Below are 22,402 nucleotides of genomic sequence, written 5' to 3'. Positions count from 1 at the left end.
TTCCGCGGTCGAAGATTGACGAGATCGTTGATTTGACATGGAGCTCCAAGCCCGGGGGCATACTCGGTGGTCGGTGCGGACGATGGCGGTCAGGGCAGGGGTGTCCCCGGCGCAGGTGCAACGCATTTGGGCGGTGCGCGGATTGGAACCGCACCTGGTCGACTCGTTCAAGCTCTCCAACGATCCGGCCTTCGAGGAGAATCTCATTGACGTCGTCGGCCTGTACTTGAATCCGCCGGAGCAGGCGATCATGTTGGGCATGGACGAGAAGTGCTCGATCCAGGCGTTGGATCGCACCCACCCGTCATTGCCGATGATGAAAGGGCGCGGGGCAACGATGACTCACGACTACAACCGCAATGCCACGACCACTTTGTGCTCGTGGTCGGAGATCGATTTTGCCTCGATCTCGTCACGGACAGGTGCGCTTCTAACGGCGTCCGTGGTAGGTATTGGAGGAACCATTGTGGCCGAAGTGCAATGGGTACAACTCATCATCGGGGTGCAATGGTCGCTGCTGCCCGAAAAAACCAACGCCTGACGCTCGTCTTTTGATGAAACCGACGCTGGGTGAACTACCAAAGCAGACCTGAGGTTCCCACGTCCGTTGTCGATCCATGCTAGATACTTTCGACTGTGTAGGTCACAAGTCGCCGAGCCTCGCGCGAAGCTTCTACGACATCGACGGCACCCAGATACATCATCGAATCACAGCAAGGGCGGATTGCTTGCCCGTTGGACGCACCGCATAGCAGCGGTCGTGGCGCCTCAAAGCCCATAGTTCCATTGTGCCTTCAGGAGACTGTAGATGCCATCAACTCTGAAAGGCACAGACCTTTCTGCTACCCCGTCGCGTAGATACGCTGATCTATTAGCTTGTGGCGCGGACTTGATTTGTCCGAATGGTCGTCGTTCGCCGCGGCCGCCCCTATGCTTCGACCCCTACAAGCCTTGCTCTTCCTCCTCTAATAGTGCTTGCTGGCGGCCCTCCTCGAGACCTGTCACTAGTGTTCGAGCCCACAATCTGACTGCCCGGGACTGTTTAGGTTCGCTTAGCCAGCTACGAACATCGGCGATCTGTCTTCCGAGGTGATCTGAAATGTTTCCGGTCCACATTCCGCTGATGAACTGGCCCCGCAGACGCGATTCAACTTGTGGATCGTTTCCATATTTGTCTATCAAGAAGCGGGCGACGGGGGAGAGCGGTCTGCCGCCGGGCTTTGTTACTCCGGCCAATGCACGAGCGCGTTCGACGCTTGCCCCTACCCACCGTTCTGCAATTTCCACGCTCAAGGCGTTTCCCAGCCAATTGTCGATTGACACAGAAAGCCTCCATTGGCCTTTGTCGAGCCGATCCATCAGGTCTACCCAGGCCGGCTCCCCTCCCAGCCTCACTGCATCCTGCAGGAGCCCCACTTCGGTGCTGCCCGCGAAAGCACTGAGCGCGCCTACGTCAATTAGGTCCGCAATCAGCTGTGCTACTCCCAAGGGGTTCGCCTCGACTTGCCGGGCAACCAGAACCGACCAGTCATAACTCTCGTTCCCGACGTTAGGAAATTCGGTCCTCCGCGCAACAAGCTCTGCAACAGCACGGTCGAGGTCGGGAAGTTGACCCTCTTTCCTGAACACCTGCATCGCGGCAAAGTCGATTGCAGCGTTGTAGTCCGTTTGGCTTTGAATACGCGTGTTCCACTGACTTAGATACCGAGCAGCCTCAGCCTGCTCAGCATCGTGAAGCCAGTAGGACAGAAGACGAGCAGCTTCGGCGACAGTGACTTGATTGATGTATCGCTCTACCCGCGCGATTGCTGCCGGGGTTCTTGCTCCACGGGCCGAGTATTGCAGAATGACTAAGGCTGGCAGACTAGTTTCATCAAGATACCGATCAAAGGCTTCGCTGTCGCCGGCGTCGACGAGTGAATGCAGGTAGGCGATCAAGGCTTCGCCGTTTGGCAGTCCTGCGAACTTGCCCAGCGCACGTAGCCTTATACCCCGGTCGATATCCAAGGATCCGATGGCACGACCGATTGCAAACGCCGCCGGCAGTTCCGGCGACGACTCCAGGAGTCCAACAAGCGCTTCCAGCGGATTGTGTGGATCGACCTGTTGTGCTACCTCAATCAGTTCAGGAACTACGTCGGCCGCTTCTCGGTCCCAGGTGCGGGTGTTTGCAAGAACGATGAGCCGCTCACCTGGCGTCTCGACCGGCAACAACGCTTCGAACTCAGCCAAATCGCTGGGGCGCGCGTCTTGGACGTCAGCCCGAGCAAACAATGTGCGCAACCCATCTACCTCGATACGCGTACGGGCGACGACCTCCGGAGAGAGTTGCCCAACGGCCTGACCGAGGTGACTTCGATTGATGTCGTATTCGAGAAGCCCGTGGATAGATCCGATCAAGCGCTTCTGCGCTTCTTCGGCGACGCCTGGATCGACATCCACTGTGAGATGGGCAAGTATGTCTATTGCAGAGTTTCGATATGCCCAGACTTCGGGCCAGCTATCTGGACGACCTCGGGGTTCGACCACGACGCCACCCTGAACTTCGCCCGAGATCATAATGGACTCGTGCGGGTCGAGCGCCCCACCTGCGGCCCGCGCGACTAAGAGCCGAACCCGCGGATCGCTGGACGCGGCGTACGCTTCCAAGTAGCCCATTCGCAGGGTTGGTGGCGCCGCGGTAGCGGGCAGCATGGTGCCAAAGAATTCTGTCCAAGTGCCTGAGGCATTATTGCTGTACGACTCGTTCTCGGCAATGGCGAGCCTAAGCAGTGCATCAGCGGCAGTGGAAAAGGTGCTGGAGTGCCACGCGAGCTTCTCCAGCGACCAAACCAAGTCTCGCCGTATGCCCAGAGTCCGCTGCAATTCGGCCTCCGAGGCGTCAGCTATGAGCTCGGCGAGGTGATCGGTCAGGAGTTCCGGCGAGAGCACCGCGAAGTGGACGAGCAAACTGGCGTTGTTTCCCTCGACCATCGATGAGAGTGAGTTTAACGGTCCACCGGTACCAAGGACTGCTTCCATAGCTGGGCTACCAGCCTCGAGTTCCCCGATGTCGGCGGCGCGCCTAAATAGACGCTCGGCCAGGTCAGCATCGATCGTTTGGAGCAAATCGGTGATGATTACCTCTCCGAACTGTTGCCATCCTTTGGCAGCCAAGAATATTGCCACGGGATGCGGACTCACGGTTCGGTATCTGCCTTGCCTCGACAGGAGCCCAAGTCGCTCCAATTCCACTAGAGCGCCGCGGAGGTCATCTGGCGAAAGGCCAACCCCGGCTGCGATCTTGTCGAGTTCTTCCCCGACGTCTCCGTCAACTCCAAACCTGCTAAATAGCGCGAGCGCGCAGCTGGCTAAAAAAAGTTGGCCTTCAGGAAGCTCCTGGACAAAGAACGCACGAAGGTCGTCCTCTGTAATGAACGCGCCTGCAGCGCCCGGACCGCGGTCGACGGCCACCTGCGCGAGTTTTAGTGCGTAGTCAATGTTGCCAGCCGCAATCTGAACGACTACTCGCTCGGCCTCGGGCGAGAGACTCGGGCGATTCGCGCGAAGCATTTCCTGCATCGCTTCGTCGGTGAAGTCTGACAGATCAAAGATCGGCGATCGTGTTGATCCCGCGGCCGGTTCCCCAATAGTCACAACGTGAATTCGTGAATCGACCGCGGCCAAAGCCGAGGCGAAAACTTCGTGCTCATTGCGGTCGCACTCGTCGATGACGACCACGGCAACGCGGCCCTGAGACCTAAGCTGGATAAGCACGTCAAGTGGGAAATGATCTGCTGCTGGGGAGTAAACGACAAGCGCCTCGTACGTCTGAGATCGCATCGCCTCGAGTACCATGCGGCTCTTGCCGAGTCCGCTGACTCCTTCGATACGAGAAGCAAACGAGGCGGTGGACTCAATCGAGTTTCGAAGACCCTCGATCTCAGCATCACGTCCAGGCGACGACGTCCAGGTCGTGTTATGTGGGTGTGACCCGCTCCATTCGTCGAAAGTTAGGACCCCGCGGCCAATTCCCCCAAACAGCGGGCTGGCGGCAAGGGCCGGGTACGTTTCGATCCATCGGGCGAGGGCATCAGCAGCGATGACCAGGATCTTGCTTTCAGGGTCAGCCACACCAAGTTCACGGGCTACCTCAACGAGCGCTGCCCTGCGACTAGCAATCATCTGAGAGGTCCGCGTGGCGCCCAGAACCAAGCGGTAACTCCCGCCAGCAGCCAATATCTCTTTCGCCCGGTTCGCCCCACGCAATTCTGTCTTGCATTCCGCTGGTGGTAGGTCTCCAGCCTTGAATTGCCAAGCGCTCTCTCCGGCCGGAATCCATTCCGTTCCAAGTGCGCCGTGCAAACCTGCATCGACGCCTCCGTCACCTAGATTTTCTAGATACGTTGTCTCGAGTGCCGCGCCAGCCATTCCATGAGCCGCAACCTCGGTGGCCAAAAGACGATTGATTGTTCGACCGAAGTTCGCCCCACCCAGAGCTCCGATCCTCGCAGGGTCAACTGAGAACGGGCCATACTCCGGCATCGCACTCCGTCCCATGCGGTTGAGCTTTTCTCCCGAAATTTTCGGGTCAGGTCGTTTCTGCCAGCTTTGCCGCCACTGTGTCGTGCAATGCCTTGACAACAGCTACTGGCGCTGGCTGCTCGATCGATTCGGCTCATGCCGCAGCAAGGCGACTCAAAGGCATACTCAGTTGCGGTCTCGCCAAACAAAATAACACTAGTGGTATGTCTGCGAAATGATTAGTGTTTTGGTTGTTATTGTTGGTGGTTGGGGAGTCCGGCGCCTGCTTTGGTGATGTCCGGTGGTCAGCGTGCGATGCTGGTCGTGTTGTCGAAGTCGCAGACGGCGGCGCGTCGTGAGGCGAAACGGTCGCGTGTTTTGTAGTTGGCGGCCGATGGGGTTGCCAATTCCACGATTGCTCGGACAGTGTAGGTGGCGCCGGCCACGGTGCTCGCTTGGCGTAGCTGGTTCGAGCAGGAGGGGTTGGCGAAGTTCACGCGGGGTGCGTACTGGGCGGGGCGGTCAGCCGGTCATTCCGCGGTCGAAGATTGACGAGATCGTTGATTTGACATGGAGCTCCAAGCCCGGGGGCATACTCGCTGGTCGGTGCGGACGATGGCGGTCAGGGCAGGGGTGTCCCCGGCGCAGGTGCAACGCATTTGGGCGGCGCGCGGATTGGAACCGCACCTGGTCGACTCGTTCAAGCTCTCCAACGATCCGGCCTTCGAGGAGAATCTCATTGACGTCGTCGGCCTGTACTTGAATCCGCCGGAGCAGGCGATCATGTTGGGCATGGACGAGAAGTGCTCGATCCAGGCGTTGGATCGCACCCACCCGTCATTGCCGATGATGAAAGGGCGCGGGGCAACGATGACTCACGACTACAACCGCAATGCCACGACCACTCTATTCGCGGCGTTGGAGGTGGCTGCCGAGCGTGTGACCGGTTCGTGCTTGGCCAAGCATCGTCACATTGAGTTCTTGAAGTTCTTGACAACGATCCAGAGGAACGTGCCGGTAGCGTTGGAGATCCACCTGATCCTGGAAAACTATGCCAGCCATAAGCACGCGAACGTGAAGGCTTGGCTGGCCAAACATCCGTGGTTTCGTCTGCATTTGACGCGGACATCATCGCCTTGGTTGAACCTCGTTGAGCGCTGGTTCCGCGAACTAACAGACAAAGCGTTAAGACGTGGCGGAGTTCCGTTCGGCACCCTCCCTGATCGACGCGATCGAGGACTATATGGCCGCCCACAACGGGAAGCCCAAAGCGCTCGTCTGGACCGCGAGCGCCAAGAGCATCCTAGAGAAGCTCGCCCGCAGACGCATCACCCTCCAAACCATCAACCAAACTGAGACATACCAGTAGCGCCGCCGCCGGAAAACAGGAGGTTGGCGTCACAGCAGGCCGAAATCGGCTGGTCCCGTGCGAACGCGTCAGGATGCCTGTTTTGAGGCGCGGAGCCCGCACGAGCGGCCCGGCGGCGCTCGGCGCTAGATTGGACCGGACACACATCACATTCGTGCCACTCGCTGCGGCCGAAGACGGGCGCACATGGGCTATCTCTTTCTCGGCATTGCGATCGCCGCCGAGGTCATTGCGACGACCTTCCTCAAACTCACCTCTGGCGAAGGCTTTCGATGGTGGGCATATCTCGTCGTGGTGGTCGGCTACATAGGCGCTTTCGCGAGTTTGTCCGCTTCGTTGGCGCACGGCATCCCCCTTGGAATTGCATACGCGATCTGGGCCGGAGTCGGTGTCGTGATGGTCGCGATCATCAGCTGGCTGGTTTTCCACGAAGCGATGACGCTTGCACAACTGGCGGGAATTGCACTCGTTCTTGGCGGGGTCGCCCTGCTGGAACTCGGCGGAGCGCGCTAACCCGCGCACGGACTTGATCGTTTCGCTTGACAGCCGAGCGCGATGAGGAACATGATGTTGCATATATTGAGTCATGTTGTACATGGTGCGAACTGTGTGTGATGCGAACGAAGGAGTTCGATGAGGATCTGCGCTCTCGAAGACATTCCCCTCGGCGAGGCGATGAGGGTCGATGCGGTCACTCCGCCGATCGCAATCTTCCACACTGAGGAGGACGAGTTCTTCGCCCTCGACGACACGTGTACTCATCAGAACGCGTCGCTGGCCGACGGCTGGGTCGAAGACGGCAGCGTGGAGTGTCCGTTGCACGCTTCGAGGTTCGATCTGAGAACCGGAGCAGTCGACGCTCCGCCCGCCAAGAGGCCCGTGCGTGCGCACACGGTTACGATCATCGACGGTGACGTCCACGTGTCGATCTCGGAAGCCGTACCCAACCTGCCGCCAGGCACGAGCTACTAGGGCGCGCGAAATGCGTGGCATCAAGACCGTCACGATCGTCGGCGCAGGATTGGCCGGACACGCGAGCGCCCGTGCACTACGACGGCAGGGCTTCGACGGAGCCATCACGATCATCGGCGACGAGGCGCACCGCCCTTACGATCGGCCGCCGTTGACCAAGGAATTCCTTGCGGGAGCGATCGACGAGGAGGAGCTCTCGCTCGAAGCCGAAGGGGAAGACCTTGGCGCAGACTGGCTTCTCGGAACCCGAGCAATCGGGCTCGACCCCGCCCAGCGCTTGGTCACCCTGGCCGGCGGTGCGACCCTTCGATCGGATGTCGTGATTCTCGCGACCGGCTCCTCCGCACGTACTTTCTCGGAACTGCCACCCGGTGCACATATCCTGCGCACCCTCGAGGAAGCAACCGCGCTGAAGGCTGAGCTTGTTCCGGGCGCGCGGCTTGTCGTCGTCGGTTCAGGCTTTATCGGCCTCGAAGTCGCTTCGACAGCGCGCGGCCTCGGACTCGATGTCACAGTGTTGGGGTCCTCAGACACGCCGCTGTGTCGCACGCTCGGCCATGACGTCGGCGTCGCCGTCCAGCAGCTTCAGCGCAGTCACGGAATCGTGATCAGGAACAACGCGCCGGTCGCTGCGATTCGCGGGTCCGAGCGCGTGACCGGCGTGGAGTTGGTCTCTGGTGAAGTAGTGCCGGCTGACGTGGTCGTCGTTGGAATCGGATCCATTCCTTCGGTGAGCTGGTTGGCCGGCTCAGGGCTGGAGTTGCCCGATGGCGTCGCTTGCGGCGAGTTCGGAGCGACAAGCGCACCGGGAGTCATCGCCGTCGGTGACTGCTGCGCCTGGTTCGATCCGATCCGGGGCCGCCACCACAGAGTGGCGCACTGGACCGACTCTCGGGAACGCCCGGTCGCGGCTGTTCACGCCTTGCTCACCGGGCAGCCGCCCGCCCGCCCGTTGCGGCCAAGCTACGTGTGGTCGGATCAGTGCGGCTCGAGGATCCAATTCGCGGGCCGGCTTCTGGGTGGAGAAGAGCCCGTCACCGAGGCGGGCAGCCTGGAGAGCGGCGATCTGTTCCAAGTCTTCCGGCGCGCCGGCGAGCCGGTGGCGGTTGTCGGGATCAACCAACAGCATCTTGTTGCGACGTGGACGAAACGCCTCGCGGCTGCAGCAGCACGAACCCAGCGTATGCCTGAGCAAGCTCTGGCATGAACCGGCAGGAAAGGGAGAGGCTGCCCGCCTCTCCGGCACGACTGAACAGGAGCAGGACCTACCATGATCATTGAACAAATCGAGGAGCCGCTTGCCGGCTCGCTGATGCCGACGTTGCCGGGATCCGCATACTCGGACCCTGAAGTCTTCGCGATGGAGCAGGAAAAACTGTTCGAGAAGTGCTGGTTCTGCGTGGTCAGAAGCAGCGAGGTCGCAAAGCCCGGCGCATTCAAGACCGTTCAGGTCGGCCGCGAGCGACTCATCGTGAGCCGCAATCGCAAAGGCGAGGCCAGGGCGTTCTACAACGTGTGTCGCCACCGTGGCAAGCAGGTGCTCCTTGGTGAAAGTGAGGATGCTCAGCGGTCATTCCAGTGCGGATATCACGCTTGGACCTACGATCTCGACGGCAAGCTCATCGCTGCCCCGAACCTCACAGACATGCCGGACATCGATCGACACGAACGAGGGCTGATCCCGGTTCATGTGCGCGAGTGGCTGGGCTACATCTGGGTCTGCCTCGCCGACGAGCCTCCCTCGTTCGAAGAGACCGTGCTCGGCGAGGTTGTCACCAGGCTCGGTGAGGTCTCAAACTTGGACCACTACCAGGTCGAGAGCCTGTCCGTCGGCAAGCGGATCACCTACGATGTCGCAGCGAACTGGAAGCTGATCATCGAGAACTTCATGGAGTGCTATCACTGCGCAACCATCCACCCGGAACTGACCGAAGTGCTGCCCGAGTTCGCCAACGGGCTTTCCGCGCAATACTACGTGAACCATGGCGCCGAGTTCGGCGAAGACATCCAGGGATTCACGGTCGACGGGTCTGCCGGCGTAGATCTGCTGCCGGGCGTCGCCGAGGATCAAGCGCGCCGGTACTACGCCATTACGATCAAACCGCAGGTCTTCATCAACATGGTGCCGGACCACATCATCTTCCACAGGATGTTCCCGATGGCTGCTGATCGCACGGTGATCGAATGCGATTGGCTGTACCTGCCGAGTGTTGTAGAAAGTGGCGTGGACCTCACCAAGTCCGTCGAGCTGTTCGATCGGGTCAACCGTCAGGACTTCAAAGCCTGCCAGGAGACCCAGCCGGCGATGTCATCGCGGATCTATGAAAATGGCGGCGTGCTGGTTCCGGCCGAGCACCACATTGGCATCTTCCACGAGTGGCATCGGAACCTCATGGCGTCATGACGGGTCGCTGTGGGTCAGCGCAGGTAACCCATTCGCGCGCTGATTTCCGTGGCGGCTGCCATCACAGTGGCCGCCATCGCAGGGGCGGCCACCGTGATGGCGGCACCCCCGTTCGCCGCCATCGTGCTGGCGGTGCGTTCCCGAGGTTGTTGGGGTTGCATCCGGTAGCTCGGACCCGAAACGGAAAGTGCCGCGACAACAACACCGCCGACACCGCGGATCGGTGCCGCAATGGCATCCAGGCCGACCTCGAGTTCGCTGTGACTTGTGGCGAATCCGTCCGCGACGGCATTGGCCAGTTCGTTCACGAGCACGTCTGGGTCGGTGATGGTGTCCTGCGTGAACGAAGCCAGGGGCCCGCTCAGCAGGTCCGACTTGAACGCCTCCGGCTGCCAAGCGAGCAATATCTTGCCGGAACTGGTGGCATGCAGCGGTGTGGAACGACCGATCCAATTGTTGACGGTTACAGCGCCTTTGCCATCGGCCTGATACACGTTGACGGCGAAGTCGTCTTGAAGGATGGCAATATTCACCGTCTCACCGAGGTCGGCGGCGAGTCGGTCGCAGATCTCTGCACCCTGCACGGTGACCTCGAGTCGCGAATGGATGGAACTGGCAAGGCGCAGCACGGTGGGTCCAAGCCGATAGCGTCCTCGAGCTCCTGCAATGTCCACCACCCCGCGAAGCCTCAGCACGGCGAGCAACCGAGACACCGTCGATCGGTGCACTCCGAGTTCGACCGCGACTTCAGAGACACTCGCCTCGCCGTGCCTGGCGATGATCTCCAGAACTGTTACGGCTCGATCGACGGACTGTGCGCCGGTTACATCGCTGTTCTCGTTGCTCATGGTGCGCCTAACCTACATTCGATGTGCCACCCTACGCCACAAGGAAGACTCGACTGATGATCACAACAACCTTTGACTACGTCATCGTGGGCGGTGGCAGCGCCGGCTGCGTGCTGGCCGACCGGCTCAGCGCCGACGGCACTCGGAGCGTACTCGTTTTGGAAGCGGGTCGCAGCGACTACCCGTGGGATCTGTTCATCCAGATGCCGGCGGCACTGATGTTCCCGAGCGGGAATCCGTTCTACGACTGGCGTTACGAGTCCGACCCGGAACCGCACATGAACGGCCGCAGGATTGCACACGCGCGCGGCAAAGTTCTTGGAGGATCGAGTTCGATCAACGGCATGATCTTCCAGCGCGGCAACCCGCTGGACTTCGAGCGATGGGGCGCAGATCCAGGTATGGAGAGTTGGTCGTTCGCGAATTGCCTGCCCTATTTTCGTCGAATGGAGAACGCTCTGGCGGCCGACCGCGACGACGAATTGCGCGGCAAGGGTGGACCACTCGTGCTCGAGCGAGGGCCCGCGACCAATCCACTGTTCGGGGCGTTCTTCGACGCCGCCGTCGAGGCGGGCTATCCACGCACGGATGACGTCAACGGCTACCGGCAAGAGGGTTTCGCTGCATTCGACCGCAATGTGCACAACGGCAGGCGTCTGTCCGCGGCACGCGCATATCTCCGGCCGAATCGGCATCGCCCGAACCTGACCGTTCGAACTCGGGCTCTGGTCACCGAGATCACGTTTTCCGGCACCCGGGCGACCGGTGTGCGCTTTCGGCACCGCAACCAGACCGAGCACGTCGCCGCTGGAGAGGTCATCCTGTGCGGTGGCGCGATCAACACGCCGCAACTGCTGCAACTCTCCGGAGTCGGCAACGCTGCTGAGCTCGCCAAGCTCGGCATCCGCTCTGTTGTCGATTTGCCGGGCGTCGGCGAGAACCTGCAGGATCACCTCGAGGTGTACATTCAGCACGCCTGCCTGGAGCCGGTCACCATGCAGCCCTACCTGGCGAAATGGCGCTACCCCATGATCGGTCTTCAATGGATGCTGCTGCGGAACGGACCCGCTGCATCCAACCACTTCGAGGGCGGCGGTTTCGTTCGGTCGAACGACGAGGTCGCCTACCCGAATCTGATGTTCCACTTTCTGCCGATCTCCGTTCGCTACGACGGCAGCGGGATGGATCGCAACCACGGGTATCAGGTGCACGTCGGCCCGATGTACTCGGACGCCAGAGGCTCTGTGAGGGTTACGTCGCGCAATCCGCGCAAGCATCCGTCGATCCGGTTCAACTATCTGTCCACTGATCAGGATCGACGCGAATGGGTCGAGGCGGTGCGGGTCGCCAGGGACATCCTCGGCCAACCCGCGATGAATCCGTACAACGGAGGCGAGACGTCCCCCGGCGCAGCCGTTGCGACAGACCAGGAAATCCTTGACTGGGTGGCACGGGATGCCGAGACGGCGCTTCACCCGTCGTGCACCGCGAAGATGGGACCGTCCAGCGATCCGATGGCGGTCGTAGATCCGCTGTCGATGCGAGTGCACGGTGCGGAAGGGTTGCGAGTCGTCGACGCGTCGGCCATGCCGTACATCACGAACGGCAACATCTACGCACCGGTGATGATGCTGGCAGAGAAGGCCTCGGACATGATTCTCGGGCGTGCGCCGCTGTCTCCAAGTGCCGCGCCGTTCTACCGGCGCTAGCGCGGCATCCGAAATCGCGGGCATTGCCGACTTTGCCGCATTGCTTGACATCGTTGCCGCTTCCGCCAGAGAATGTTGCAGACACAGCGACGTGATGCGGAATATGCAACAGTTCGAATTTTTCCGGCATATCGCTTGCCTGAGGCGCTTCCACAGCAACGCTCAGCGATGAAACACCAGGCTGAGCAAAACCCGAAGGACGTAGAACGTGAGTAGTTTGTCACCCGCACCCGCCAACGCTGAAGCGGAACTCAGCGTCGGAGGTCTCTACATCGGGGGCCAGTGGGTGACATCGGCAGGCGGCGGAGTCACGGAGATCCGTTGTCCGGCAGACGGCACCCCCGTCGCCACTGTGGTTCGCGGCAGCCGAGCGGACGCCGAGCGAGCGATAGCGGCGGCGAGGGCAGCGTTCGACAACGGAGTGTGGGCATCCGTCAGCGAGAAAGAGCGCGGTGCTCTGCTTCATCGCGTTGCCGAACTGCTGGCTCGGGACAAGCAGGTGTACGCGCGGGCAGAATCATTGGACACCGGCAAGCGACTGGTCGAGTCCGAATACGACATGGACGACATCATCGCCTGCTTCCGGTATTTCGGCGATGTTGCAGGCACGGACGCAGGTCGGGTTGTCGAGACCGGTAACCCGGATGCGATCAGCAGGATCGTGTATGCCCCCGTGGGGGTCTGCTCCTTGATCACGCCGTGGAACTATCCACTGTTGCAGGTGTCGTGGAAGGTCGCGCCGGCTCTGCTGGCGGGAAACACGTTCGTGCTGAAACCGAGCGAGTTGACGCCGTCGACGGCGATCCTCTTGATGAACACGCTCACAGAGGCCGGTCTGCCGGCAGGCGTGGCCAACCTGGTCACCGGCACCGGAGTCGAGGTTGGTTCGGTACTCACTTCGGATCCACGGGTCGACCTGGTCTCGTTCACCGGCGGCTTGAATACCGGCAAAACGATTATGGCGGCGGGAGCCGCGACGGTGAAGCGGGTCGCGCTGGAACTCGGCGGGAAGAATCCGAATATCGTCTTCGCGGATGCCGATTTCGAGACCGTCGTGGATCACATACTGACCGCTGTTTTTCTGCATTCCGGCCAGGTCTGCTCGGCTGGTGCCCGGCTCTTGATCGCGGAAGAAACGCACGATGACGTGCTGAACGAGGTCGTGCGCCGTGCAGGTCGCATTCGCTTGGGTGGCCCGTTCGACCAGACTGCAGAGGCCGGTCCGTTGATCTCAAACGAGCATCGGCAGAAGGTGCACGCGTACGTGCAGCGCGGCGTCGCAGAAGGAGCAATTCTGCGCTGCGGCGGTATCGTTCCCGACGATCCGGCACTGGCCGGTGGTTTTTTCTACCCACCGACGGTGCTCGACGGCTGCGATGCGGGCATGTCCGTGACCCGAGACGAATCCTTCGGTCCCGTGCTCACCGTCGAGACCTTCCGCAGCGAGGCAGAGGCTGTGCGCCTCGCGAATGACACCGACTATGGGCTCGCCGGCGCGGTGTGGACCTCGGATGCGTCGCGAGCGCAGCGCGTGGCGGGCGCGCTTCGTTGTGGGACGGTCTGGATCAACGATTACCACCCCTACGTGCCGCAGGCGGAGTGGGGCGGCTTCGGACAGTCCGGCAACGGCCGCGAACTCGGGCCATCCGGATTAGCCGAATATCGCGAGACGAAACACATTTGGCAGAACATCAACCCCAAACCGCAGCGGTGGTTTGACGGGTGAGCTCGGCGAGTGACACAAACAGTCCGTAACGCGCGCCTTCGATGACGTAGACCTTCGATAGCGCAGACCTTCGATGACGCAGGGAACGATGATGAGCACAATTGCACCGGCAGCAACAGCGACGGAGAGCGATGCTGCGTCGGAAGGCGCAGACTTCTCCATCAAGAACCTGTGGAAAGTCTTCGGCTCCGATGCGGCGAAGATCGCTGCCGACAGCTCACTGGCAGAACTGAGCGCAGCGGACATCCTGGAGAAGACCGGTTGCGTAGCAGCCGTGCGCAACGTCAGCTTCGACGTCGGGCGAGGCGAAGTGTTCGTGATCATGGGGCTTTCCGGATCGGGCAAATCGACGCTGGTCCGGTGCTTCACACGGTTGATCGAGCCGACCTCAGGTCAAGTTCTCATGGGTGGCCGGGACGTCCTCGGGCTCGGCACCAAGGACTTGCGCGACGTGCGGCGCCGCAAGGTCTCGATGGTTTTTCAGCACTTCGGTTTGCTCCCTTTTCGCTCCGTGATAGACAATGTGTCATTCGGCTTGGAGGTGCGGGGGATCGCCAAGGCAGCCCGCCGTGCCCGTGCGCATGAGGTGATCGAGCTCGTCGGGTTGCATGGTTACGAGGAGCGTTTTCCCGATCAGCTTTCTGGCGGCATGCAGCAGCGCGTCGGGTTGGCCAGGGCGCTTGCGTCCGACCCGGACGTCTTGCTGTTCGATGAGCCCTTCTCCGCGCTGGACCCGTTGATTCGGCGCGACATGCAGGCTGAGGTCATCCGGCTGCACCGCGACATGGGCAAGACCATGGTCTTCGTCACCCATGATTTGTCTGAGGCGCTCAAGCTCGGCGATCGCATTCTGATCATGGGGCACGGGGAATTGGTTCAAATCGGCACCGGTGACGAGTTGGTCGGGGCACCGGCCAACGACTACGTCGCGGACTTCGTCTCTGATGTTTCGCGAGCGCAAGTGCTCACCGTCAAGTGGGTGGTCCAACCGGTCCCAGACGGGCTCCCAGGTGATGGACCGAGCGTCGCGTCGGACACCGTGATCGTCGACGCGATCCCAGCGGTGCTCGGCTCGCCGATTCCGGTGCGCGTCGTCCAGAACGGCACGGTGATCGGCGTCGTCGATCGTGACGCGGTTCTGCGCGAAGTCGCCGGAGTGAAAAGCTTCTAATGTCGGCGAGTGAAATCGTGTCGGATAGCGCGATCAAACCACAACAGCGCGGCAAGCTACCTCGCTGGGTGATCATCGTCGCGATCGTGGTCGTGGTGTGGCTGATCGCGTGGCGTGTGTTCAACAACATGTTGAACTTGCCATTGCAGACCGCGCAATCGACACCCTTCCAATTGTGGCTGAACGAAGTCAACGCCTGGGTCGGGAACAACCGCGACAGCAGCCCGCTTTTCGTGTACTTCTTCGACGCGATCCGCGATACCGTCGGCTGGGTCGCTTCGGTGTTCACGCAACTCTTCGTTCAAACCAATGTCGGATTACAGCTCCCACAGATTGGCTGGCTCGGCGTCGTCGCGCTCGTCACCTGGCTTGCATGGCTGCTCGGAAACTACAAGGTCGCCATCCTCACGGCGGTCGGGTTCCTGATGCTTGGGCTACTCGGACTGTGGACCGAGTCGATGGCGACGCTCGCTCTGACCTTCGCCGCTGTGTTCTTCTCCCTTTTGATCGGGATACCCGTCGGCATCGCTGCAGGGCTCAGTACGCGCGTTGAGCGATGGGTCACGCCGGTACTCGACTTCATGCAGATCCTGCCGTCATTCGTTTACCTCGCGCCTTTGGCCCTGTTATTCTCGATCGGCCCTGCGTCTGCGGTGATCGCAACCGTCATTTACGCGGCGCCGCCGGTGACGCGGTTGACGGCCCACGGCATCCGGACCGTGCCACCAACGATTGCGGAAGCCGCAGACTCACTCGGCATCGGGCGGTCTCAGCGACTCTGGACTGTTCTGCTGCCCCTGGCGCGCCGGTCAATCGTGATCGGTATCAACCAGACGGTGATGGCCGCGCTGTCAATGGTCACCATTGCGGCGCTGATCGCGGCACCCGGCTTGGGCCAACCGGTGTTGCAGGGCCTTCAGTCCCTCAACGTCGGAATTGCGTTCGTTGCGGGCCTTGCGATCGTCATCATGGCCATTGTGCTCGACCGGGTGACAACCGCAACGGGTACCCGGGCCGAGGTTGCCGCACGCAGCGCCAACCCTGCACGCAAACGTGCTCGCCGGATCGGGCTCGTCATTGGCCTGGTCATCACGCTGATCGCAATATATCTGTCGCGCACCTTTCTGTGGGCAGCGCAATTCCCGGCCGGGGTTGACATCGGAGGATGGCTCAGCGACGCGGTCAACTCTTTCAGCAACTGGCTGCAGAGTACGTTTGCATTAGTCACGATCGGCCTCAATCAGGGCTTTACCGTTTGGATCTTGAACCCGTTCCAGGCCATGCTGACCCAAACACCGTTTGTGATCGTGATACTGGTCATCCTCACCATTGCACTGGTGTTCGGCGGGATCAAAGCGGCCGCTGTTTCGGCGGCCTGCCTTGCCGTGATCGTCGCAGTCGGGCTGTGGGAAGACTCCATGATCACGCTTGCTTCAACGATCATCGCCACGATCGCCACCATGATTCTCGGGATCGTGGTCGGGGTGGCAATGGGGCGGTCAGCGCGGATCGATCGGTTCATCCGCCCAGGCCTCGACGCAGCCCAGACAATGCCGTCGTTCGTTTACCTTGTGCCGTTCCTCGGGCTTTTCGGCGCGTCACGGTTCACCGCCATCGTTGCCGCAGTGATCTACGCAGCACCCGTCGCGATCAAGATCATCGCCGACGGTGTCGTGGCGGTCTCGAAAGAGACCGTGGAAGCGGCAGAGTCCACCGGCACCAGCCCATGGCAGACCATCACCAAGGTGCAGCTTCCGATGTCCAAGACGTCTCTCATGCTCGCCACGAATCAAGGCCTCATCTATGTTCTGGCCATGGTTGTTATCGGCGGCCTCGTCGGTGCCGGCGCCCTCGGCTACGACGTTGTGGCGGGCTTTGTCCAACTCCCGCTGTTCGGCAAGGGTCTTGCCGCCGGCATCGCAATCGTGATGCTCGGCATCATGCTCGACCGCATCACGCAAGCAGCGGCAAAGAGGAATGCCCGGGTGCCCGCCGCTGCGGGTGACACTCCGGTGGAAAGACGCACTCAACGCACCAAGAAAGGAATAAACCATGGCACGCAACAACGTGAGCCGGAAGCGCTACCTCAGTAGCGCAGCCGTGCTGACAACAGCCCTGCTGCTGATCACCGGGTGTAGTAGCTCGCTGAATACCGGCGGTGGCTCAACCGCTGCCGCATCGAAATGCGGCAACGTCAACCTCGCAATGAGCGACTGGGTCGGTTACACGGCAGACGCTGCCGTATATACCTATGTCGCGCAAACGCGGCTGGGATGCACGATCAAGCAGTTGCCTCTCGCCGAGCAGGTTGGCTGGCAAGGTCTCGGAGACGGAACTGTCGACGCGATCATCGAAAACTGGGGTCACGAAGACCTGGCGAAGAAGTACATCACCGATCAGAAAGTCGCCGTGGACGCCGGCTTGACCGGAAACATCGGAAAGATCGGCTGGTTCGTTCCGCCGTGGTTGGCAAAGGCGCACCCCGATATTCTCGATTGGAAGAACCTGAACAAGTACGCGGAGAACTTCAAGACGCCGGAATCCGGCGGGCAGGGCCAGTTCCTCGACGGTGATCCCTCGTTCGTCACAAACGACGCGGCGCTCATGACGAACTTGAAGCTCAACTTCAAAGTGGTGTACTCCGGCTCGGAGGCCGCACTGATTCAGGCGTTCCGTTCTGCGGAGACGAACAAGACGTGGATGATCGGTTACTTCTACTCACCGCAGTGGTTCCTCTCCGAGGTGCCCTTGAAGAATGTGAAGCTTCCTGCATACACAGCCGGCTGTGATGCCGTCGCTGCCGCAGTCGCCTGCGACTATCCGACGGACCCGCTGAACAAGATCATGTCGGTGAAGCTGGAGAAGAATAACAAGCCGGCAGCCAACCTGTTGAAGAACTTCCACTGGACCAACGATGACCAGAACCTGGTTGCGAAGTACATCACGGCAGACAAGATGACGCCGGCGGCTGCCGCTAAGAAATGGGTTGACGCTAACAAGAGCAAGGTCGACGCCTGGCTGAAGTAGGGCGCTTGCTCAGGTAGGACACCTGGTTCAGAAGATCCGGCAGCAGCCCGGATCCGATCGGCCAATCATCACAGTACGCGCCGGGCACTCGGGGAACCGGGTGCCCGGCTCTCAAGAGAAAGTGCGTTGCGAAGCGAAATGGTCACATCAACGGCTCAGCCGAGAGTAATAGTCATCGGAGGCGGTGTGGTCGGCGCCGCGCTGGCGGACGAGATCACCGCGAAGGGCTGGAGCGACGTCACTGTGGTGGATGCTGGGCCGTTGCCGGAAGCGGGCGGCTCGAGTTCGCACGCGCCGGGGGTCGTGTTTCAAACCAACGGGTCACAGGTGATGACACAGCTGGCGAAGTACACCGTCGACAAGCTGGGCGGCTTGCAGTGGAACGGTCAGCCGTGCTTCCTGCCTGTCGGCGGCCTGGAAATTGCGACGACGCCGGAACGGGCCAAAGAACTGCAACGGCGCCTGGGCTTCGCCCAGGCCTGGGGTCTGACGGGCGCCAGGCTGATGGACGCCTCAGAAGCTGCTGCGACCTGGGATCTGCTGGACCCGACTGTCGTACAAGCCGGGCTCTATGTGCCAGGAGACGGTATCGCCAAATCGGTTCGCGGTATCGCGGCCCAGCTGGATCGGGCGGTGTCTCGTGGTGCTCGGGTGCTGGACCATCACGAAGTGCTCGGGGTGACGACCTCGGGTGGCAAGGTGACCGGTATCGACACCGACCGGGGACACCTGGACGCAGACATCGTGGTCTGCTGCGCGGGTATTTGGGGGCCGAAGATTGCCGCGCTGGTCGACCAGCGACTCGCCTTGACGCCGCTGGCGCACCAGCACACCTGGACGAAACCGCTCGCTGCACTGTCCAACCGAGGCAGCGCCGAGGCAATATTGCCTGTGCTGCGTCATCAGGACGCCGACCTTTACTACCGGCAGAATTTCCAAGGCCTCGGGATCGGCTCGTATCGTCACCGGCCGATGCCGGTGGCCGTGGACGAGCTGACGCACTGGTCGGATGTGGAGCGCGCCGGATCGATGCCATCGGTGCTGCCGTTCACGCCGGAGGACTTCGAGTTCGCGCTGACCGAAAGCGCGCGCATCCTGCCGGCAACAAGGGGAGCGGAGTTGGAGGGCGAGATCAACGGCGTGTTCTCCTTCACGGTTGACAACATGCCGCTGCTCGGGCCGCACCCGAGCCTCGACGGCTTCTGGTTCGCTGAGGCGGTCTGGGTCACGCATTCGGCTGGAGTCGGCCGAGCGATGGCCGAATGGATCGTCGACGGGCAGTGCACGTCCTTTGACCTGCACGCGTGTGACATCAACAGATTCGAGAAGTTCCAGCTCGGGCCGACCTACGTTGAGGCCACTGATAGTCAGAACTTCGTTGAGGTATACGACATCCTGCACCCGCTGCAACCCAAGGAGCACTCCCGGCCACTTCGCACCACACCGTTCTATCCGCGCCAGCAGGAGCTGGGCGCGGTCTTCTTGGAGGCCAACGGGTGGGAGCGCCCGCAGTGGTACGCGGCGAACGATGGGTTGGTTTGCAGCGACCGGAACACCGGCTGGAATATCCCAAGGCCGGACGAGTGGGCGGCGCGCTTCTGGTCGCCAACCGTCGCCGCCGAGGCGGCCATCACTCGAACGGATGTCGCCATCTACGACATGACCGCGCTCAAGCGACTCGAGGTGACCGGCCCCGGTGCGACGGCCTTCTTGCAGGAGCTGGTCACTGGCAACGTCGACCGGGCCATCGGCTCTGTCACGTACTGCTTGATGCTCGATCAGAACGGGCACATCCACTCGGACGTGACCGTCGCGCGGCTCGGGGAGGAGTTCTATCAGGTCGGAGCGAACGGTGCGATCGATGAGGATTGGATGCGCCGGCGGCTGCCCGCGGCAAGCGCGGTGCAGGTGAGAGACAGCACGCCGGGCACGTGCTGCATCGGCATCTGGGGTCCGAAGGCGCGTGCGGTGGTGCAGTCTCTGACGGACACCGACTTCTCGCATCAAGGATTTGGATACTTCAAGGCCAAGACCGGCTATCTCGGCCTGGTCGAGGTGACGGCGCTGCGACTGTCTTATGTCGGTGAGTTGGGTTGGGAGTTGTATTGCACCGCCGACCTTGGTCTGACCCTCTGGGACACCCTGATGAGCGCAGGAGCGGAACACGGCATCATCGCGGCCGGCAGGGGCGCGTTCAATGCATTGCGCCTTGAGAAGGGCTACCGTTCGTTCGGCGCGGATATGAACAACGACCACACGCCCGCCGAAGCGGGGCTCGAGTTCGCGGTGCGGATGAACAAGCCGTCATTCCTCGGCCGAGATGCGCTGGTTGACGCGCCCGCGCCCGAACGGAGACTCAGCCTTCTTCTCATCGACGACCCGAACGGCGTTGTAGTCGGGTCAGAGCCTGTGTTCCACGGTGACCGCGTCGTGGGCTACGTGACCTCCGCCGGATACGGGTATACGCTCGGCACGCCGCTGGCCTACGCCTGGCTGCCGGCCGAACACGCCGTGCCTGGTACCCACGTCGAGATCGGGTATTTCGGCAGGCGCATACCGGCGACGGTGGCGGTCGAGCCGGCGTTCGACCCGGAGGGCGCTCGACTGCGTTGTTGAACCTAGCCGTGCGGAATGCTCAGAGCACGTCGCGGATGGTCGCCCCGAAGTTGATCACGTGCTCCAGCGCGAGCCGCTCGGCCCGTGCTTCGTCGCCGTCGGCAATCGCCTCCAAGAGTTGTGCGTGCTCGGCAATGTGTCCTGTGACGGTTGGCACTTTGTCGAGCACCAGGCACCAGATCCGGGTGGCGAGGTTGTCGTAGCGCACCAGAACGTCTTCGAGGTGCCGGTTGGCGGCTGCACGGTAGATCAGGCGGTGAACGGTGATGTCATAGCGCATCAGTTCACGCTGATCGCCGGTGGCTGCCGATGCGATGGAGGATATTGTTCCAGCGACCTCGCGCAGCTGTCTGCGCATCGATGGTGTGGACATCTTGGCTGCGCGGCGGGCAGCGAGGGGTTCCAGGAGTTCGCGGATCTCAGACACGTCTGCCAACTCTGTGATGTCGACGGTGGTGGCGAACGTGCCGCGCCGGGCGTATGAGACGACCAGGTGGTCGCTTTCCAACCGCTTGAGTGCTTCACGCACAGGGGTGCGGCCCATCTGCAATTCCCCCGCCAGGAGTCCATCGTTGATGGGGTCGCCCGGCCGGATGTCGAGCATGATCAGCTTGTCGCGGAGTTGCTGGTACGCGGCATCCGCCAAAGAAAGCGATGGTGACTCAGTGCCCGGAAGATCTGTGGTCAGACTCACGATCGAACTCCTTCGCCTCGTCGTTCGAGCGAATTCCCCCGGACGATTGACTTGATACAACATTCACCCTAACATGGAGACACTGCTGATATATCAGATTATTGAGGGCGAAATATCACGCACTCGAAGGGGAAATCTATGGTTGACGTGCTTCCCGAGCATCCTGACTTTCTCTGGCGCAACCCGGACCCCAAGCGCTCCTATGATGCCGTCATCGTCGGCGGTGGCGGTCACGGTCTGACGACCGCATACTATCTGGCCAAGAACCATGGCATGACGAATATCGCCATTCTCGAGCGCGGCTGGCTGGCGGGCGGCAACATGGCACGCAACACGACGATCATTCGGTCGAACTACCTGTGGGACGAGAGCGCGGCGATCTACGAGTTCGCACTCAAACTGTGGGAGAAGCTGCCGGAAGAGCTCGAATACGACTTCCTGTTCAGCCAGCGCGGAGTGCTGAACCTGGCGCACACGCTGTCTGATGTACGGGAAAGTGTGCGACGGGTCAGCGCCAACAAGCTCAACGGGATCGACGCCGAGTGGCTGGACGTCGACCAGGTTCGCGAGGTGTGCCCGATCCTGAACACCTCCGACAACATCCGTTACCCCGTGCTCGGTGGCACCTATCAGCCGCGAGGCGGCATCGCCAAACACGACCACGTTGCCTGGGCGTTCGCGCGCAAGGCCGATGAAATGGGCGTGGACATCATCCAGAACTGCGAAGTCACCGGCTTCGTCAAAGACGGCAACCGCGTCGTCGGCGTTGAGACCACCCGAGGGCGGATCAATACGGGCAGGGTCGGCCTGGCGGCCGCGGGGCACAGCAGCGTGCTTGCAGAAAAAGCCGGCTTCCGGCTGCCGATCCAATCGCATCCCTTGCAGGCTCTGGTCTCTGAACTGAACGAGCAGGTGCACCCGACCGTGGTGATGTCGAACCACGTGCACGTCTACGTGTCGCAGGCGCACAAGGGCGAACTGGTGATGGGGGCCGGCATCGATTCGTTCAACGGTTACGGGCAACGCGGCTCGTTCCATGTGATCGAGAGCCAGATGGCGGCAGCGGTCGAACTCTTTCCGATCTTCGCGCGCGCCCACGTGTTGCGCACCTGGGGCGGCATCGTGGATGTGACCCCGGATGCCTCGCCGGTGATCAGCAAGACACCCGTCGAGAACCTGTTTGTGAATTGCGGCTGGGGCACGGGCGGATTCAAGGCGACACCGGCGGCCGGCTGGACCTTCGCCCACACCATCGCCACCGGCGAACCGCACCCGCTGAACCGGGCGTACGGGTTGGAGCGATTCGTCTCCGGCGCCCTCATCGACGAACACGGCGCTGCTGCCGTGGCTCACTAGGAGAATC

General features: G+C 61.5%; 15 protein-coding genes and 1 pseudogene. 13 read left to right on the top strand and 3 right to left on the bottom strand.

Annotated features, from left to right (window positions below; all coding sequences use genetic code 11):
* Positions 1 to 37: 37 nt before the first annotated feature.
* Entirely contained in the window at positions 38 to 541 is a 504-nt protein-coding gene (locus QU604_RS22210) for a hypothetical protein (RefSeq protein WP_409349972.1), read from the top strand.
* A 401-nt stretch (positions 542 to 942) separates the two neighbouring features.
* Here the strand turns inward: QU604_RS22210 and QU604_RS15545 are convergent, their stop codons facing one another.
* On the bottom strand, positions 943 to 4,437 hold the full coding sequence (locus tag QU604_RS15545; protein WP_308465525.1) for an ATP-binding protein: 3,495 nt from the start codon (positions 4,435 to 4,437) through the stop codon (positions 943 to 945).
* Between the two features lie 333 nt (positions 4,438 to 4,770).
* Here QU604_RS15545 and QU604_RS15540 point away from each other — a divergent pair.
* The 5 genes and pseudogenes from QU604_RS15540 (at position 4,771) to QU604_RS15520 (ending at position 9,248) form a co-directional block, all read left to right on the top strand.
* Positions 4,771 to 5,872, top strand: a pseudogene (locus QU604_RS15540) (IS630 family transposase).
* A 186-nt stretch (positions 5,873 to 6,058) separates the two neighbouring features.
* Positions 6,059 to 6,385, top strand: a complete 327-nt coding sequence (locus tag QU604_RS15535; RefSeq protein ID WP_308465524.1) for a DMT family transporter — start codon at positions 6,059 to 6,061, stop codon at positions 6,383 to 6,385.
* Positions 6,386 to 6,505: 120 nt separating this feature from the next.
* Positions 6,506 to 6,844, top strand: coding sequence for a bifunctional 3-phenylpropionate/cinnamic acid dioxygenase ferredoxin subunit (locus QU604_RS15530; RefSeq protein WP_308465523.1), 339 nt, complete (start codon positions 6,506 to 6,508; stop codon positions 6,842 to 6,844).
* A gap of 10 nt (positions 6,845 to 6,854) precedes the next feature.
* The gene (locus tag QU604_RS15525; RefSeq protein WP_308465522.1) at positions 6,855 to 8,051 is read left to right on the top strand and encodes an NAD(P)/FAD-dependent oxidoreductase; all 1,197 of its coding nucleotides are present in this window, start codon (positions 6,855 to 6,857) and stop codon (positions 8,049 to 8,051) included.
* Positions 8,052 to 8,114: 63 nt separating this feature from the next.
* Entirely contained in the window at positions 8,115 to 9,248 is a 1,134-nt protein-coding gene (locus QU604_RS15520) for an aromatic ring-hydroxylating oxygenase subunit alpha (RefSeq protein WP_308465521.1), read from the top strand.
* Positions 9,249 to 9,262: 14 nt separating this feature from the next.
* Here the strand turns inward: QU604_RS15520 and QU604_RS15515 are convergent, their stop codons facing one another.
* Positions 9,263 to 10,096, bottom strand: coding sequence for an IclR family transcriptional regulator (locus QU604_RS15515; protein WP_308465520.1), 834 nt, complete (start codon positions 10,094 to 10,096; stop codon positions 9,263 to 9,265).
* Positions 10,097 to 10,152: 56 nt separating this feature from the next.
* Between QU604_RS15515 and betA the strand changes: the two genes are divergently transcribed.
* From betA to QU604_RS15485, 6 genes are all read left to right on the top strand, one after another.
* On the top strand, positions 10,153 to 11,805 hold the full coding sequence (gene betA / locus QU604_RS15510) for a choline dehydrogenase (protein WP_308465519.1): 1,653 nt from the start codon (positions 10,153 to 10,155) through the stop codon (positions 11,803 to 11,805).
* A gap of 208 nt (positions 11,806 to 12,013) precedes the next feature.
* Positions 12,014 to 13,531 (top strand): aldehyde dehydrogenase family protein, encoded by a 1,518-nt coding sequence (locus QU604_RS15505; RefSeq protein WP_308465518.1) that lies wholly within the window; start codon positions 12,014 to 12,016, stop codon positions 13,529 to 13,531.
* A gap of 88 nt (positions 13,532 to 13,619) precedes the next feature.
* Entirely contained in the window at positions 13,620 to 14,702 is a 1,083-nt protein-coding gene (locus QU604_RS15500) for a quaternary amine ABC transporter ATP-binding protein (RefSeq protein WP_308465517.1), read from the top strand.
* Positions 14,702 to 16,795 carry an ABC transporter permease gene (locus QU604_RS15495; protein ID WP_308465516.1) on the top strand — a complete coding sequence of 698 codons (2,094 nt, stop codon included), beginning with the start codon at positions 14,702 to 14,704 and terminating at the stop codon, positions 16,793 to 16,795. The genes QU604_RS15500 and QU604_RS15495 overlap by 1 nt, the downstream gene beginning before the upstream one ends.
* Complete coding sequence (locus tag QU604_RS15490) at positions 16,755 to 17,729, top strand: ABC transporter substrate-binding protein (protein WP_308465515.1); 975 nt, start codon at positions 16,755 to 16,757, stop codon at positions 17,727 to 17,729. The genes QU604_RS15495 and QU604_RS15490 overlap by 41 nt, the downstream gene beginning before the upstream one ends.
* A 138-nt stretch (positions 17,730 to 17,867) precedes the next feature.
* Positions 17,868 to 20,345: a GcvT family protein gene (locus tag QU604_RS15485; RefSeq protein WP_308465514.1), complete on the top strand. Its 2,478-nt coding sequence runs from the start codon at positions 17,868 to 17,870 to the stop codon at positions 20,343 to 20,345.
* 19 nt (positions 20,346 to 20,364) lie between these two features.
* Here QU604_RS15485 and QU604_RS15480 read toward each other — a convergent pair whose 3' ends face one another.
* Positions 20,365 to 21,039, bottom strand: coding sequence for a GntR family transcriptional regulator (locus QU604_RS15480; protein ID WP_308465513.1), 675 nt, complete (start codon positions 21,037 to 21,039; stop codon positions 20,365 to 20,367).
* 138 nt (positions 21,040 to 21,177) lie between these two features.
* Here QU604_RS15480 and QU604_RS15475 point away from each other — a divergent pair, with 138 nt between their 5' ends.
* Positions 21,178 to 22,395, top strand: a complete 1,218-nt coding sequence (locus QU604_RS15475; RefSeq protein ID WP_308465512.1) for a sarcosine oxidase subunit beta family protein — start codon at positions 21,178 to 21,180, stop codon at positions 22,393 to 22,395.
* The last annotated feature ends 7 nt before the right edge of the window (positions 22,396 to 22,402 follow it).

The organism is Rathayibacter sp. SW19, assembly GCF_030866825.1.
Classification (GTDB): Bacteria; Actinomycetota; Actinomycetes; order Actinomycetales; family Microbacteriaceae; genus Rathayibacter_A; species Rathayibacter_A soli.
Note: the sequence above shows the minus strand (reverse complement) of the source record. Positions and strands in the feature narration are given on the sequence as shown.